This is a genomic window from 'Camptotheca acuminata' phytoplasma (assembly GCF_041276565.1).
Lineage (GTDB): Bacteria > Bacillota_I > Bacilli_A > Acholeplasmatales > Acholeplasmataceae > Phytoplasma.
Genome location: NZ_JBGGGR010000005.1, coordinates 1 through 15,426, shown reverse-complemented (window position 1 = coordinate 15,426; position 15,426 = coordinate 1). Strand labels below are relative to the sequence as shown.

Genomic DNA, 15,426 nt, shown 5'->3' with positions numbered 1-15,426 from the left:
AAAAAAAGCCAAGATAAGATTCGCCAAGGTTTAAAATAGAGGATTAGCTCAGTTGGGAGAGCGTCTGCCTTACAAGCAGAATGTCGGGGGTTCAAGTCCCTCATCCTCTACCATCTTTTTTATCAACATATGCCAAAATAGCTCAATAGGTAGAGCAACTGACTTGTAATCAGTAGGTTACGGGTTCGATTCCTGTTTTTGGCACCATTAATAATTTTTAAATATTGACGTCCCGTTAGCTCAGTTGGTAGAGCACTTGACTTTTAATCAAGGTGTCAAAGGTTCGAGTCCTTTACGGGATACCATTTGTATTTTTTTAAATAAAAAATTATATAAAACATTTTTTATTTTTTTATTTGCCTGGATGGTGGAATTGGTAGACACGTGGGACTTAAAATCCCATGGTTGTAAAGCCGTGCCGGTTCAAGTCCGGCTCTAGGTACCAAAATATGGGGTTTTAGCTCAGTTGGTAGAGCACCTGTCTTGCACACAGGATGTCAGCGGTTCGAATCCGCTAAACTCCACCATTTAAATTAAAAATAAAATGTTATAATATAATTTGTTTGAGAAAATATAAAACAAAGGGCGGTATAGCTCAGTTGGCTAGAGCGCTCGGTTCATACCCGTGAGGTCGAGGGTTCAAATCCCCCTACCGCTACCAACAAAATAGGACCTGTAGCTCAGTTGGTCAGAGCTACCGGCTCATAACCGGTTGGTCGTAGGTTCGAATCCTGCCAGGTCCACCATTACTTAAAAAAAGTTGGAGAAATACCCAAGCGGTTGAAGGGGCCAGTCTTGAAAACTGGAAGATCCGAAAGGATGCGAGGGTTCGAATCCCTCTTTCTCCGCCAACTTTTGTAATTTTATTTTTAAATGTTATTTTTTTAATAAGTTTTATATATATCGCGGGATAGAGCAGTTTGGTAGCTCGTCGGGCTCATAATCCGAAGGTCGTAGGTTCAAATCCTTCTCCCGCAACCAAATAAAATTTTTGAAATTTATAAAAAAAGGTCTGGTGGTGTAGCGGTTAACATGCTTGCCTGTCACGCAGGAGATCGCGGGTTCGATTCCCGTCCAGACCGCCATTTATTATATCAAAAAATAAGGGGGCTCTGTAGCTCAGTCGGTAGAGCAGTGGCCTGAAGAGCCTCGTGTCGGCAGTTCGATTCTGCCCGGAGCCACCATTCTAAAAATTATTAATTTAATGTTTTTAAAGTTGCATTTTTTAAAAAAAATTTTTTGTGTAAAATAGTTGGCATTAGAAAGAAAAAAATTATTGAATAAATTCAAATTTTTTTTAAAAAACGTTAATTTTTATTTTATTGTTATCTTTTTTTTAATTTTTAATTTTTCTTTTGTTAAGGCAATGCCACAAAACAATAAGAAAGATGATATCGAAAAAAATAAACTATCAGTCAATATTTTAGTTGTAGAGAAAGACAAAAAACAAAAAGATAATAAAGACCAAAACAATAAGGATGAAGACAAAATATATTTCAATTCTAAAAATGAAGAAGTAAAAATTTTAAAGTATGATAAAAATGTGATTTCTTCACCAAAAGATAATACAAATGTTGTTTCTTCATCTAATAAAGAAGATGTTTTATCATTTTCTGAACCTTCTTCATCAAAAAAAGAAAATAAAAAATTATTAAATCAAAATTATGTGAAAGATTTTTCTAAAAAACATTCTATTATTTCTTGGAAACATAATTTAGGTTCTTTATTTTCTAAAAAAATAAAATTATTTTACGATATCGAAGGCGCTAAAGTTATTTCATGTGAATCTTTTAAAGAATGGTTGAATTTAAAACAATTCATTTTTTATTTATTTCAATATCACATTCCTAAAATTGATTTTGTATTTGATTTTTTAAATATTTCAGGTTTAAAAGAAGAATTTATTGATAATAGATACGATAAAATAGGTTTAGAATTAGTTTCTTTTTTTTCTTTGTTGAAAAAAGATCCTTCTTTAGGATATTTTTATTTTAAAGATTTAAATCGAAATGATGTTAATTTTGTAAATGTTTCTTTGTGCAACTGTAAAGTTTCTAGTCATTCTATTGTGAATTTAATTTTAGAAATAATTAATTTTCAAAAAGAAGACTTAATTATTTTCAAAAATCATTTAATGGAATATTTAAATCATTTAAGAGAGATGTCTGAAAAACATGAAATATCTTCCGACCATTTAAATATATCTATTGAAGAATTTTTAGATCGTATTATTGATACTACCGATATTGAAATGTTGGATAAAAATTTAGTTTTACATTTAGTAAAAACGATTATTTTAAAATTTATTCCAAAAGCGTTTTCTCTTCATTTTTCTTTAGATCATAAAAATATTAAACCAACAAAAGAAATGAATTTCGATATTTCTTTAAAAGAAGAACATAAAACTATCGGTTTTGTGTTAAAAATAAAAAAGAATAAAGATAATAAAGTTTTTCTTTATTTTTATGAAATTTTTCAAGACGAATTTAAGAACGAAGAAAATTTAAGATTAATAGATAGTATAGCTATTTTTGATACAAATAAACAAGAACATTTATTTTTTAATCATTTGATTATTAATATAACTCAAAATAAAAATATTTTTTTCAAAAAAACTAATTTATTTGGCGTTAAAAAGATATAATTTAGATTTATTTTAAAAAATTTATGTGATTAAGAATTAGATATATTGTATAATTAATTTATAATTTTTATTTTCAAAAAATAATTTAAATACCGAAAATAAAATTAAATTATCAAAAAAAGGCAGAAAATATGAATTTGTTCAATAATATTGATTCTAAAGAAGTTACTGAAAATGATTTTCTTGTTATAATTGAAATTCCTCAAGGTAGCAGAAAAAAATATGAAATAGATAAAGAAACTGGTTTATTAAAATTAGATCGTATTTTAAAAACTTCTTTCGTTTATCCTTCTAATTATGGTTTTATTCCTTTAACTTTTTGTGATGATAATGATCCTTTAGATGTTTTCGTTTTATCACAAGAAATTTTGGATCCTATGGTTTCAGTGAAATGCCGACCTCTTGGTTTGATCAGAATGATTGACAATAATGAACTTGATGAAAAAATTATCGCTGTTCCAATCAATGATCCAGCTATGGCGTCTTTCCAAAATATTGAAGATGTCCCTGTTCATTTATTAGAAGAAATGAAACACTTTTTATTACATTATAAAGATTTAGATAATAAATCTGTTGTTATAGAAAAAATAGAAGATAAATCAAAAGCTTTGATAGCTATAAAAAATTCTTTATCAAGATATCAAGAATTAAAAAAATAATCCTTAATTTTTTTCAGGATTATTTGATTTAATTCCTGAAAGATTTAAATATGAATTAATTTTTTTAATGAAAAAAATAAAGTGATTTATAATAATGATAAAAACTATTCTTGTTAATAAAAAAGTTTCTTATGATTATTTTTTAGAAAAAAAATATGTCGCAGGGATCCAGTTATTAGGTAACGAAGTTAAATCTATTAGATTGAAAAAAGTTAATTTCGATAATGCCTACGTGAATTGTGAAAATGATGAAATTTTCGTTTATAACATGTTTATCTCTAAATATGATTTCAGTAATAAATTTGATTTTGTAGAAAATAGAAAAAAAAAACTTTTATTAAAAAAAAGAGAAATTCTTCAAATTAAAAATAAAATCAAAATTAAAGGTTTAAGTGTTGTTCCAACAAAAATTATTTCTGATAGAAATTTATTAAAATTAGAAATTTATTTAGTTAAAGGTAAAAAAAATTACGATAAAAGAGTATCATTAAAGAAAAAAGATGCTGTAACAAGAATAAAAAAAGATTTAGAAAATATATAGCCTCTAAAATATAATTTTTTTACAAAAATAAAAAGAAAGTTGACAATTGTTTTTAAAAATAAACAATGTTGGACTTTCTTTTTTTATTATTTATTTGAATTTGAATAATTTGATTATTAGATAAAAAATAAATTTTTATTTTCTTATTATAGAATTCAATATAGATTCTTCAATTGATTTCGCTATTGGTTGAGCGATTTTTTGAATAGAAGAATATATTCGATATGAGAAATTTATTAAACGAGTTCTTAAATCATCTTTTCCTAAACCAAATTTCGTTAATTGAATAGCCCAATCTCCTGTCAACGGAATTTTGTTAAAAAATAATTGGTCAAACACAGAATATGCAACAGCACCGACAAAACAACCTAAAATAAAAGCTATCACAAACATTAAAATTGTATTGAATTTCATTTTTTTCCTTTGAATAATTGTTTATTGTTTTTTTATAAAATATAAATTTGTATTTTAATAAAAATGAATAGTATTCATTATTTTTATTTTTAAATTAAAAAACACATATATATAAATTTTTTTTATAAAATTTTTATATACTATTATTATAAAATATTTTAATTTTATGATAAATAAATTATTTTATAATAATATTCTATATTATTTTTAATATTCTATATTATTTTTTTATTTTTATTTATATTTTGAGAAAAAATTCTTCTTTTTCAAAATATATTTTTGATATAAAAAATATTATAATATTTACAGTAATTAAAATAATTTTTTGAATTAATTATTTTTTCTTTTTCATAAATCAAAGGAGTAATTCGGTATATATGTCATATATTAACAAGATTTTAGCCCGTGAAGTTTTAGATTCTAGAGGAAATCCTACTGTAGAAGTAGAAGTTTTCACTACTTCAGGTTGTGTGGGAAAATCTATTGTTCCTTCAGGAGCTTCTACTGGGCAATATGAAGCAGTAGAATTAAGAGATAACGATCCTAAAAGATTTTTAGGAAAAGGAGTTCTTAAAGCTGTTCAAAATATATTAGAAATTATTGCGCCAAAATTAAAAAACATTTCTGTTTTAGAACAAAAATTAATAGATCAAATGTTAATCGATTTAGACGGAACACCTAATAAATCAAGTTTAGGAGCTAATGCTATTTTAGGAGTTTCTTTAGCATGTGCTAAAGCAGCAGCTAAATTTTTAAATTTAGAATTTTATGAATATGTAAGTGGTATCCAACCTAAACAATTACCTGTTCCGATGATGAATATTGTTAATGGTGGAGCTCATGCTTCCAATAATATTGATTTTCAAGAATTTATGATTTTGCCAGCTAATTTTACTTCTTTTAAAGAAGCTTTACGTTGTGGCACAGAAGTATTCCATCATTTAGGTAAAATTTTAAAACAAAAAAAATTATCTACTACTGTAGGTGATGAAGGTGGATACGCACCTGATTTTAACTCTAATGAAGAAGTTTTAGAAAATATTATGCAGGCTATTACTAACGCTGGTTATCAACCTGGAAAAGATGTTTTTTTAGGTATGGACGTAGCTGCTTCAGAATTTTTTGATCAAAATAAAAAAGCATATATTTTATCTTCTGACAAAAGCAAATTACTTAAAAGCGAAGATTTAATTTCTTATTACGAAAAATTAATCGCTCAATATCCTATTATTTCTATTGAAGACGGTTTAGATGAAAACGATTGGGACGGATGGCAACTTTTAACTAAAAGATTAGGCAATAAAGTTCAATTAGTGGGAGATGATTTGTTTGTTACTAACGTTAAAAAATTAAAAGAAGGAATTGAAAAAAAAATTGGGAATTCTATTTTAATTAAATTAAATCAAATCGGAACATTAACAGAAACTTTAGAAGTAATTGAATTAGCTAAAAAAAATTCTTACACAGCAGTTATTTCACATCGTAGCGGAGAAAGTGAAGATACTACAATAGCTGATTTAGTGGTAGCAACTAACGCAGGACAAATTAAAACAGGTTCTTTATCTCGTAGCGATCGTATCGCTAAATACAATAGATTATTAAGAATTGAAGAAAAATCAAAAAAAATTCCTTTTTTAGGATTAGAAAATTTTAATAATTTTAAAAAATAATTTCAGAAGAATTTTTTTAAAAAAATTATTTTTTGAAAAAGCTATATAAAAATTTATTTTTTTGAAAATAGATTTTTAATAGAGAGGATTTTTTAATATTTTGAATAAATTTGTTGGTTTGATTATTTTAGACGGTTTAGGATTATCTTCCCAAAAAGACAATAACGCTTTTTGTTTAGCCCAAACTCCTTATTTAGATTCTTTATTTCAAAAATTTCCTCATGCTACTTTAGAATCCTTTGGGGGTGCGGTAGGTTTACCCGACGGCCAAATGGGAAATAGTGAAGTAGGACATTTAAATTTAGGAGCGGGTCGGATTGTTAATCAATATTTAACACAAATAAATAAATCTATCATTGATAAATCTTTTTTTCAAAATGAAAGTTTTTTAAAAGCTGTTGAAAATGTTAAACAAAAAAACAGTAAATTGCATCTTGTTGGATTGGTTTCTGATGGAGGAGTTCATTCACAGTTAGAACATTTTGAAGCTTTACTGGAATTAGCGAAACAACAAGGTCTTCAAAGTAAAACATATTTACACGCTTTCACAGATGGTAGAGATGTTGATCCACATTCAGGGATAGAATATATTCGACGCATTCTTGATGATGGTTTTCAATTGGCTTCTGTGAGCGGAAGATATTATGCTTTAGATCGTGATAACAATTGGGATCGTATCAATTTAGTTTATGATATGTTAGTGTTGAAAAAAGCTCCTGTGGTGAACGATCCTTTAGAAGCTATCGCTGCTTCTTATAAAGAAGGAGTGAGTGATGAATTTATTAAACCTTTTATTGTGAATTCTCATGGCTTAATTGATGAAAATGATAGTATCATTTTTGTTAATTTTCGCTCTGACAGAATTATGCGTTTAGCGACTGCTTTTTCTAATCCTTTTGAAACTGTTCATTTTACTTCTCCAGGAAAAACTAATTTTCAATCTGAGAATTTATTTCAAAATCTTTCCATAGTAACAATGACTTTTTATTCTCAATATACTCGAGGATTAATCGCTTTTGAACCTTTAAGTTTAAAAAATATGTATGGAGAAGTTATTTCTCAAAACGGATTGCACCAATTAAGAATCGCTGAAACAGAAAAATATCCTCATGTTACTTTCTTTTTTGACGGTGGGAAAGAAAAAAATTTTTTGAATATGGATAAAATTTTAGTTCCTTCTCCTAAAGTCAAAACTTATGATTTACAACCAGAAATGAGTGCTTTTATAGTGGCCGAAAAAGCTCAAGAAGCTATTTTATCAAGAAAATATCAAACTATGATTTTGAATTTCGCTAATCCAGATATGGTCGGTCATACTGGCTCATTAGAAGCCGCTATTAAAGCAGTGGAAGCAGTTGATAAATGTTTACAAAAAGTTGTAACAGCCATTTCAGATATTGGTGGCATCGCTTGTATTGTGGCAGATCATGGAAACGTAGAACAAATGACTGACGCTGAAGGAAAACCTCATACAGCACATACTACTAATTTAGTACCTGTTATTGTCACTCGTCAAAATATTCGTTTAAGAAATGGTGTTTTGAGTGATGTTGCGCCTACTTTATTAGAATTACTTGAAATTCCACAACCTCAAGAAATGACTGGAAAAACTTTAATTATTCCTAATGAATAATTAAATAGACATAAAAGTTGAAAAGAAAAATTATTTTTAGTTATATAAAAATATTTTTTCTTTTCAGAAACTTTTATACTATTAGTAGTTGTTTTTAAAATATATTATTTTTTCATAGTTTAAAATTTTTTTTATTAAAAAAATAAAGGACTTTATTATAAATGGAAAAAAGAGTCGAAAACAAGAAAATAGCAGTTTTAACTTCAGGTGGTGACTCTCCTGGAATGAATAGTGCAATTCAAGCTATTTTTTTATCAGCGAAGAAGCAAAATTATACTGTTTATGGAGTAAAAGATGGTTATTTAGGTTTATATAATAATCAAATTGAAATTCTCCATATAGATGATTGTTCTCGTGTTATTAATACATCAGGAACTTTTTTAGGAACAGCTCGCTCTCTTTCTTTTAAGAATGAAACAACTATAAGACAACAATGTGCTCAAAATTTAAAAAATTTAGGGATTCATCAATTAATCGTTATTGGTGGAGATGGTTCTTATCATGGAGCAATGAAATTAGAAGAATTAGGTATTCAATGTATAGGTCTTCCAGCTACTATTGATAACGATATTAATAAAACAGATTTTACTATTGGTTTTAGTACTTCTGTAAACAATGTTTTAGACGCAATTGAAAAATTACGCGATACTTCTTTATCACATAACAGATGTACTATTATAGAAGTTATGGGAAGATACCGTGGTGATTTAGCTTTATATGGTGGACTCGCTGCAGGAGTAGATTTAATCGTAACTAAAGAAAATAATATTAATAAACAATTTATTTTAGACAAAGTAAAAAAATTAAAAGAACAAAATAAAAGACACGTTATTATCGTTATTACTGAAAATATTTTTAACGTACATGAATTAGCGAAAGAAGTGGAAAGTTTTAGTGGTTTTGAAACTAGAGCTCAAGTATTAGGACATATTCAAAGAGGCGGAATACCTACAGTTGAAGATCGTGTTTTAGCTACTCGTATGGGTCATTACGCTATTCAATTATTAAATCAAAATATTCATAATTGTGGTATCAGTTTGAGAAAACAAAAAATGACTCATTTTCACTTTGAAGATATTTTTGATGATTCAAACAAAGTGCCGAATGAACTTTTTGATATCGTCAATGAATTAACTGTTTGATTCAAAAATTTTTTTTGATTTAAATTATTTTATTTTTAGTCATAAATTTGAAAATCCAAATAAATATTTTTAGAAAAAAATAAAATAATTTTTTTCATTTTGAATATTTAATGAATTTCTTTTGATAATTATTTAAATATTATTGTTTTTAGACAATTATATTATGTTTATTAATTTAATTTTGTTAAAATGATAAAGTGGAGATATTTTTTTAATGAAAAAAACACTTACTAATTTAGATTTAATGTATATCAAAGATAAAAAGGTTTTGTTGAGAGCTGATTTAAATGTTCCTTTAGAAAAAGGAATTATCACTGATGATACTAGAATCAAAGCCGTTTTACCTACTTTAGAATATCTTCGATTACATCAAGGTAAAATAATTATTTTTTCTCATTTAGGAAGAATTAAAAAAGAAGAAGATTGTAAAAATTTAAGTTTAAAAGTGGTATCCGAAAGATTATCTTTTTATTTAAAAAGTAATGTCGTTTTTGTTCCTGCGACAAGAGGTCCTTTACTTGAAAAAGCGATTAATGATTTATTACCTGGAGATGTTTTATTAGTCGAAAATACTCGTTTTGAAGATTTAGAGAACAAAAAGGAAAGTCATAATGATTCTGAGTTAGGAAAATATTGGGCTTCTTTAGGAGATCTTTTTGTTAATGACGCTTTTGGAACAGCACATCGTTCACATGCTTCCAATGTAGGAATTTCAACCAATATACAACATAAATGTTTTGGTTTTTTAATAGAGAAAGAAATTAATTTTTTAAAAAAAATTATGGGAGAACCTGAAAGACCTTTAGTAGGAATTTTAGGTGGTTCTAAAGTATCTGATAAAATCCAAATAATCAAAAATATTTTGAAAAAAGTAGATTTTCTTTTAATTGGTGGTGGAATGTCATTTACTTTTTTTAAAGCTCTTGGGCATGAAATCGGAACTAGTTTATTAGATGAAAGTTCTCTTGATTTTGTCAAAGAATTATTATCATCTTCTGAAGGGAAAAAAATTATTTTATCTCAAGATGTTGTTTGTGGTAAAGAATTTTCACCAGAAACAGAAGCTTTAGTTTTTGATTCTGATAAAATTCCTTCTAATGTTATGGGTTTAGATATTGGACCTAAAACAGTTGCTCTTTTTAAACATCATATTATGTCAGCGAAAACTATTTTTTGGAATGGTCCTTTAGGTGTTTTTGAATTTGAAAAATTTTCAAAAGGAACAAAAGCGATTGCAGAAATAGTAAATGGTTTAAAAGATAAAGCAGTTACTATTGCGGGCGGCGGTGATATCGCTGCAGCATTAGCTAAGTTTAAATTAAATAATAATTTAAGTCATATTTCTACTGGTGGAGGAGCTTTTTTAGAATTTCTCGAAGGTAAAGAAATGCCAGCTTTAGAAGATATTGAAAAAAATTTAAATATATAGGTGAAAAATATTATGAAAACAAAAATAGCTATTAATGGTTTAGGACGTATCGGAAAATTATCTTTTCGTGCTCTTTTTGATAACCCAAAAATTGATATCGTAGCAGTTAACGATTTATCTTCTCCAGAAACTTTAGCTTATCTTTTAAAATATGATACTGCACAAGGAAATTACAAAAAAGATAGTATTAGTTTTGGAAAAGATTTTTTAATGGTTGATAATAAAAAAATCGCTGTTTTACAGGAAAGAAATCCAAAAGATTTACCTTGGAAAAACTTAGGGGTTGATATCGTTTTAGAATGTACTGGTTTTTTTACATCTGAAGAAAAATCTCGTTTACACATCGAAGCAGGTGCTAAAAAAGTTTTAATTAGTGCTCCTTCTGCATCTGAAAACGTGAAAACTATTGTTTACAACGTTAACGACGACATCTTAACTAAAGATGACGAAATTATTAGTGGAGCTTCTTGTACTACTAATTGTTTAGCTCCAATTGTTCAAGTTTTAAATGATAATTTTGGTGTTAGTAAAGCTTTTATGACTACTATTCACAGTTATACTAGCGATCAATCTTTAATAGATCAAACACATCCAAAAGGTATTTGGACTAGAAGAGGAAGAGCAGCAGCTCAAAATATGGTTCCAAGTTCTACAGGAGCAGCTAGAGCAATTGGTTTAGTTATTCCAGAATTAAAAGGTAAAATCGACGGAACAGCTATTAGAGTTCCAAGTATTACTGGTTCTTTAGTTGATTTAACAACAGAATTAGATAAAGAAGTAACTGTTGAAATGGTAAACGAAGTTTTCAAAAAAAACAGTAACGAAACTTTAGCTTTTATTGAAGATCCTATTGTTTCTTCTGATGTTATTGGTACAAGTTATGGTTCTTTATACGATTCTCACACTCTTCAAATTTTAAAAGAAAAACCTCGTTTTATCAAATTAATTTCTTGGTATGACAACGAAATGAGTTATGTAAGCCAATTAACACGTTTACTTTTGAAAATAACACGTTTACTTTAAAAAATAAAGAAAATAAATTTTTTCAGAACAAAAAGTTCATCTAAGGAAGGTAAGAAATCAATTGTTGACTTCAGATAAAAAAATTATTCAAAAAGCACATGAAAACAAATACTCTATTATTCAAGTGAATATTAATAATTTAGAATGGATAAAAGCTGCTTTAGAAACTGTTGAAGAATTAAAAACACCTGTTATTTTAGGAGTATCCGAAGGAGCTGCTAAATATATAGGTGGTTTTAAAACAGTATTCTCTTTAGTGAAAAATCTTGATGCTTTTTATAATATATCTGTTCCTGTTATTTTACATTTAGACCATGGTTCTTATGACGGTGCTCTTCAAGCTTTAGAAGCAGGATTTACTTCTATTATGTTTGATGGAAGTCATTTCCCTTTTGAAACTAATTTACAAAAAACAAGAGAAATCGTTAAATTGTGTCACTCTAAAGGTGTTTTAGTGGAGGCCGAAGTCGGTGGCATCGGTGGTGAAGAAGATGGCGTTATAGGACAAGGCGAAATCGCAGATCCTTACGAATGTCAAAAAATCGCTGAATTAGGCGTTGATATGTTGGCTGCCGGAATCGGGAACGTACATGGAAAATATCCTGATGATTGGAAAGGTCTTGATTTTGATATTTTTCGTAAAATTAGACAATTAACTAATAATCAAACTCCTTTAGTACTTCATGGTGGAACAGGTGTTCCTGAATCTATGATTAAACAAGCTATCTCTTTAGGAGTTGTTAAAATAAATGTTAATACTGAATTCCAATTAGCTTTCGCACAAGCTACTAGAAAATATATCGAAGAAAAAAAAGATTTAATTAATAAAGGATTCGATCCTAGAAAATTATTAAATCCAGGGTATTTAGCTATTAAAGAAGAATTAAAAAATAAATTACATTTATTTGGAAGTGTTAATCAAGCGTAATTACTTTTCATTTGTTTAAAAATATAAAGGAGTTTATAATATTCTCTTATGTCTTCTCAAAAAAGAATCTTTTTTTTTGACATTGATAATACTCTTTTGAGTTCTCGTTTGCAAACTATTTTCCCACAAACTATTAAAACGATTCAAGCTTTACACAAACAACCTGACACTATTTTAGGGATTGCTACAGGAAGAAATATCAAAAGATTGCATGTTTTAGGGGAAATACGTTCTTATTTTGAACATTTAGTTTTGTTTAACGGTGGTTTAACTCTTATTGATGATAAAGTTATCGATGATCAATGTTTTAAAAAAGAAGATATTCAGCAAATAATTGAAAAAGCTCATCAAAATGATATTAAAATAGGGATGACAGGATTACACGAAGAAATAGTTCCTAGTGAACAAGATTTAATCGATCCAGAATTAGGAAATAAATATTTTACTAATAAAAATTCTATTCTGGCTCCTGATTTTTATTTTAACAATAAAGTTTATCAAATATGGCTTTTTGAACCTGACATTGACAAATTAAAACTTTTTATTAAAAATCATTTGGAAGGTTTTCAAATATATTTTTGGCGAACTATGTGTGGAATCGATATAGTTCCTAAAGGAATTAATAAAATTCACGGTATCAAAAAAATTCAAGAATTATATCCAGAACATCAATTGATTTGTATGGGTGATGGAGTAAATGATATTGACATGGTTAAATACGCTGATGTCGGTATTGGTTTAGCTAATTCAGATTATGACGATCTTAAAAATAACGCTCAGTTTGTCGCTCCTCACGTTGAAGAAGATAAACTTTACGATTTTTTCGAAAAAAACAATTTACTATAAAAAAAAGAATAATTCGATTTATTCTTTTTTTTTTTTTTTTATTTAAAAATGTTTATTATAAGTAACGTATTTATAAAAAAAAATACCTTCATTGTTGTTTTTTTTTGTTTTCTGATTTTCAGCATTATATTCATAAAAAGTATCAATTTTGTTTATTTTTTGACAATTTTTAATATTTATTTTGAAAAAGTTTAAAAAATTTGTTTTTCGAATATAAATATTGGCGTAATGTATTTTTTTTGTTTTCTGATTTTGATTGTTGTATACATATTTATAAACGGTTCTGGTTTCGTAAGGAGTGAGATAATCTTCTATGATTATTTTTTCTATTCTTTGACCTTTTTTATTGTATTTGTATTCTGTTTTGATTTTATTTTTATAATTTTTCACACATATAATTTGATTTTTATCATTATATTCATATGTATCAAGCAATTTAAAATTATGTAAAGCATCTTTATAAATTAATCGATTCTCTTTACTATAATGATATTTATAAAATTCATTTTTGTTGATGTATTGTTTTTCTGATAATCGCCATTGAGTATCGTATAAATATATAACCTCTTTTTTATTTAGGTTTCCTTTATATTGAATAATAGGTTTCAAACGTAAAGGAATGTTTTGATATTTTTCCTCAATATGTTTTATTTTTTCATCATTATTATTTGAAGGAAAAAAATAATTTTTTATTTTTTGGATCCTTGTGGGTTGCGGGATATTTTCTTTTTCGTTGTATCCCTTGATTTTAATTATATTATTGTTAAAATTTAAAAAAAATATAATAAGTAAGAAAAACCAATATAAATTGAGTTTTCTTTTTTGTTTTAACGGCATCTATATATCTTTCTAATTTTTTATTTCATTTTTTTATTTTTAAATCTATTAAAACCTTTTAAAGTATATATTAAAATTGGTTCATTGAGAAGATTTTTTTTATTTTAATAAAAAATTAAATTTTAAAAATTAAAAAATCAGAAAAACGAAGATAATTATTATTTACTTGTTGTTTTAAACTTTGGATTTGATAAATATTTTTGGATGAGTTTTTTTGAGAATAGAGATAAATTAAAATCAATTTCGAAATATCTTTATGATCTTGGATCGTTAATTGAGAAGCTTTGATAGATTGTTTTTGATTTAAAATTTGTTGGACGAAGAGGTTGATATTTTTACGATCGAATAGATTTTTTTTGTTTAAAAAATTTTGTTTCTTTTCTATTAAATGAGATTCTATTTCTTCAGGAATTATTTCTAATTCAGAGGTTGATATTTCTTGTTTATTAACACGAGGTTTATAAAAAGAGAAATCATCTAAATTTTTGATAAACCAAAAATTAAAAAAAAAGGAATAATCTTCTTTGTCTTCTAAAAGGAGCTGAATAGCGAAATTTAAAAGATTGGTGATATTTTTCTTTTTGTTATCAAAAAATAAAATTCTGTCACAAGAGATTTCTAAATATTGTTCGTTTTTTTTATCTATAATTTCAATTAAATGATCGGTTAATTTGATGTTTTGTTTAATTTCTTGAATTTGTTTTTTAATTAAAATAGTATTTGTTTCTTTATTGTTTTGATTTATGTTGCTTAATTGTTCGTTCATTTGTTCAAAATAAATCGGTTCTTCTCCTATTTTGTTTAAAAATAAATTAATACGCGAACGGTATTTAAATAAATTATTAGTTGTTTTTAAAACATAATAAGAAGAATCAAAAAAATTTTTTTTATAATCTGATAATAATTTTTCTAAAATGTTTTGTAGATTGTTGTTAGAATTCATATTGATGAGTTCGTTATAAAAACGATAAATATTCGCTTTTAAAATTTTTAATTTGATAATGAGGTTGTTAGTTATAATGATTATTTCTTTAAAGATATTATAATTTATTTCAGTAAGAAAAGATTTTAAAAGGTGATAAATACTGTAAATATTTTCGATGGATTCAGGCTTTGTTTGGTTAATAGTTTTTTTTAAAAAGTAAATAATTTCAATACTGTAATCAAAAAAATGGAGATTAGTTATGTTGTAACTAATTTTTTCTTCTCCTAACCAACCATTTTTATGAAATAAATGGATTATTTTAGAGGCTTTTTGACGATTATTATTAATAACTTCTGTTTCGTCATTATTTTCTTGTAACAAAACTTTAGATTTTTGTTGGAAATATCTTTCTAAAGCGTTTAAAGCAGTATTTTTGTTGATGTTAAAATAATCATCTTCGTTGGTTAATTCTTCTAGTAACAACAAACAATCAATATAAATATCTTTATTGACAGAAGATAAAATTTGAAAAAAATTAGGATTTAAAATTTTAAATAAATTTGACATTTTTCTTATTTATTATCTTTTCGGATTAATATAAATATATTTTAGAATAAAAAAATATTTAGTTCTTAGGGAACATTTGTTTCATATAAAAAGGTTGAGAAACATTTTTTTAATTTATAAAACCAGTATAACATTTTTTAAATAAAAAAAAATTAAAAAATTTTTATT

Annotated in this window: 13 protein-coding genes and 11 tRNA genes; 21 read left to right on the top strand and 3 right to left on the bottom strand. The window is 26.2% G+C overall.

Translation table 11 applies throughout. The features are described 5' to 3' along the window. Window positions 1-37 precede the first annotated feature (37 nt). The 14 genes from AB6A63_RS00785 to smpB all read left to right on the top strand — a co-directional run bounded on the left by AB6A63_RS00785 (window position 38) and on the right by smpB (window position 3,844). Window positions 38-113 (top strand) — tRNA-Val (locus AB6A63_RS00785). Between the two features lie 18 nt (window positions 114-131). Continuing rightward, window positions 132-207: transfer RNA gene (locus AB6A63_RS00780), tRNA-Thr, on the top strand. Window positions 208-229: 22 nt separating this feature from the next. Further along, window positions 230-305 (top strand) — tRNA-Lys (locus AB6A63_RS00775). A gap of 53 nt (window positions 306-358) precedes the next feature. After that, a tRNA-Leu gene (locus tag AB6A63_RS00770) sits at window positions 359-445 on the top strand. 6 nt (window positions 446-451) lie between these two features. Further along, window positions 452-527, top strand: a tRNA-Ala gene (locus tag AB6A63_RS00765). Between the two features lie 57 nt (window positions 528-584). Beyond that, window positions 585-661 (top strand) — tRNA-Met (locus tag AB6A63_RS00760). An 8-nt stretch (window positions 662-669) separates the two neighbouring features. After that, window positions 670-746: transfer RNA gene (locus tag AB6A63_RS00755), tRNA-Ile, on the top strand. A gap of 16 nt (window positions 747-762) precedes the next feature. Then, window positions 763-851 (top strand) — tRNA-Ser (locus tag AB6A63_RS00750). A gap of 53 nt (window positions 852-904) precedes the next feature. Continuing rightward, window positions 905-981, top strand: a tRNA-Met gene (locus tag AB6A63_RS00745). 28 nt (window positions 982-1,009) lie between these two features. Then, a tRNA-Asp gene (locus AB6A63_RS00740) sits at window positions 1,010-1,085 on the top strand. A gap of 23 nt (window positions 1,086-1,108) precedes the next feature. After that, window positions 1,109-1,184: transfer RNA gene (locus tag AB6A63_RS00735), tRNA-Phe, on the top strand. Window positions 1,185-1,366: 182 nt separating this feature from the next. Then, window positions 1,367-2,644, top strand: coding sequence for a hypothetical protein (locus tag AB6A63_RS00730; RefSeq protein WP_370430796.1), 1,278 nt, complete (start codon window positions 1,367-1,369; stop codon window positions 2,642-2,644). Window positions 2,645-2,775: 131 nt separating this feature from the next. After that, window positions 2,776-3,303 (top strand): inorganic diphosphatase, encoded by a 528-nt coding sequence (locus tag AB6A63_RS00725; RefSeq protein ID WP_370430795.1) that lies wholly within the window; start codon window positions 2,776-2,778, stop codon window positions 3,301-3,303. Window positions 3,304-3,397: 94 nt separating this feature from the next. After that, window positions 3,398-3,844, top strand: a complete 447-nt coding sequence (gene smpB, locus AB6A63_RS00720; RefSeq protein WP_370430794.1) for an SsrA-binding protein SmpB — start codon at window positions 3,398-3,400, stop codon at window positions 3,842-3,844. 135 nt (window positions 3,845-3,979) lie between these two features. On the opposite strand, the gene AB6A63_RS00715 is transcribed toward smpB, so the two are convergent. After that, a complete protein-coding gene (locus tag AB6A63_RS00715) occupies window positions 3,980-4,258 on the bottom strand; it encodes a hypothetical protein (RefSeq protein WP_370430793.1) in 279 nt (92 codons plus the stop codon). A 377-nt stretch (window positions 4,259-4,635) separates the two neighbouring features. On the opposite strand from AB6A63_RS00715, the gene eno reads away from it, so the two are divergent. The 7 genes from eno (at window position 4,636) to AB6A63_RS00680 (ending at window position 12,929) form a co-directional block, all read left to right on the top strand. Further along, window positions 4,636-5,928 carry a phosphopyruvate hydratase gene (gene eno / locus AB6A63_RS00710; RefSeq protein WP_370430792.1) on the top strand — a complete coding sequence of 431 codons (1,293 nt, stop codon included), beginning with the start codon at window positions 4,636-4,638 and terminating at the stop codon, window positions 5,926-5,928. Window positions 5,929-6,025: 97 nt separating this feature from the next. Continuing rightward, the gene (gpmI, locus tag AB6A63_RS00705) at window positions 6,026-7,561 is read left to right on the top strand and encodes a 2,3-bisphosphoglycerate-independent phosphoglycerate mutase (RefSeq protein ID WP_370430797.1); all 1,536 of its coding nucleotides are present in this window, start codon (window positions 6,026-6,028) and stop codon (window positions 7,559-7,561) included. 161 nt (window positions 7,562-7,722) lie between these two features. After that, window positions 7,723-8,703, top strand: a complete 981-nt coding sequence (locus AB6A63_RS00700; protein ID WP_370430791.1) for an ATP-dependent 6-phosphofructokinase — start codon at window positions 7,723-7,725, stop codon at window positions 8,701-8,703. Between the two features lie 214 nt (window positions 8,704-8,917). After that, entirely contained in the window at window positions 8,918-10,132 is a 1,215-nt protein-coding gene (locus AB6A63_RS00695) for a phosphoglycerate kinase (protein WP_370430790.1), read from the top strand. Between the two features lie 12 nt (window positions 10,133-10,144). Further along, complete coding sequence (gap, locus tag AB6A63_RS00690) at window positions 10,145-11,155, top strand: type I glyceraldehyde-3-phosphate dehydrogenase (protein WP_370430789.1); 1,011 nt, start codon at window positions 10,145-10,147, stop codon at window positions 11,153-11,155. 61 nt (window positions 11,156-11,216) lie between these two features. Continuing rightward, window positions 11,217-12,083 carry a class II fructose-1,6-bisphosphate aldolase gene (gene fba / locus AB6A63_RS00685; protein ID WP_370430788.1) on the top strand — a complete coding sequence of 289 codons (867 nt, stop codon included), beginning with the start codon at window positions 11,217-11,219 and terminating at the stop codon, window positions 12,081-12,083. 48 nt (window positions 12,084-12,131) lie between these two features. After that, window positions 12,132-12,929: an HAD-IIB family hydrolase gene (locus AB6A63_RS00680; RefSeq protein WP_370430787.1), complete on the top strand. Its 798-nt coding sequence runs from the start codon at window positions 12,132-12,134 to the stop codon at window positions 12,927-12,929. Window positions 12,930-12,971: 42 nt separating this feature from the next. On the opposite strand, the gene AB6A63_RS00675 is transcribed toward AB6A63_RS00680, so the two are convergent. Then, entirely contained in the window at window positions 12,972-13,766 is a 795-nt protein-coding gene (locus tag AB6A63_RS00675; protein ID WP_370430786.1) for a hypothetical protein, read from the bottom strand. 115 nt (window positions 13,767-13,881) lie between these two features. After that, the gene (locus AB6A63_RS00670) at window positions 13,882-15,258 is read right to left on the bottom strand and encodes a Wadjet anti-phage system protein JetA family protein (protein WP_370430785.1); all 1,377 of its coding nucleotides are present in this window, start codon (window positions 15,256-15,258) and stop codon (window positions 13,882-13,884) included. Window positions 15,259-15,426: the final 168 nt, after the last annotated feature.

What these genes read in the sequence shown, in the direction of transcription:
- AB6A63_RS00715 (WP_370430793.1), bottom strand. Translation starts at nt 4,258, where the DNA reads ATGAAATTCAATACAATTTTAATGTTTGTGATAGCTTTTATTTTAGGT.
- eno (WP_370430792.1), top strand. Translation starts at nt 4,636, where the DNA reads ATGTCATATATTAACAAGATTTTAGCCCGTGAAGTTTTAGATTCTAGA.
- gap (WP_370430789.1), top strand. Translation starts at nt 10,145, where the DNA reads ATGAAAACAAAAATAGCTATTAATGGTTTAGGACGTATCGGAAAATTA.
- AB6A63_RS00680 (WP_370430787.1), top strand. Translation starts at nt 12,132, where the DNA reads ATGTCTTCTCAAAAAAGAATCTTTTTTTTTGACATTGATAATACTCTT.
- AB6A63_RS00725 (WP_370430795.1), top strand. Translation starts at nt 2,776, where the DNA reads ATGAATTTGTTCAATAATATTGATTCTAAAGAAGTTACTGAAAATGAT.
- AB6A63_RS00670 (WP_370430785.1), bottom strand. Translation starts at nt 15,258, where the DNA reads ATGTCAAATTTATTTAAAATTTTAAATCCTAATTTTTTTCAAATTTTA.
- smpB (WP_370430794.1), top strand. Translation starts at nt 3,398, where the DNA reads ATGATAAAAACTATTCTTGTTAATAAAAAAGTTTCTTATGATTATTTT.
- AB6A63_RS00730 (WP_370430796.1), top strand. Translation starts at nt 1,367, where the DNA reads ATGCCACAAAACAATAAGAAAGATGATATCGAAAAAAATAAACTATCA.
- AB6A63_RS00695 (WP_370430790.1), top strand. Translation starts at nt 8,918, where the DNA reads ATGAAAAAAACACTTACTAATTTAGATTTAATGTATATCAAAGATAAA.
- AB6A63_RS00700 (WP_370430791.1), top strand. Translation starts at nt 7,723, where the DNA reads ATGGAAAAAAGAGTCGAAAACAAGAAAATAGCAGTTTTAACTTCAGGT.
- AB6A63_RS00675 (WP_370430786.1), bottom strand. Translation starts at nt 13,766, where the DNA reads ATGCCGTTAAAACAAAAAAGAAAACTCAATTTATATTGGTTTTTCTTA.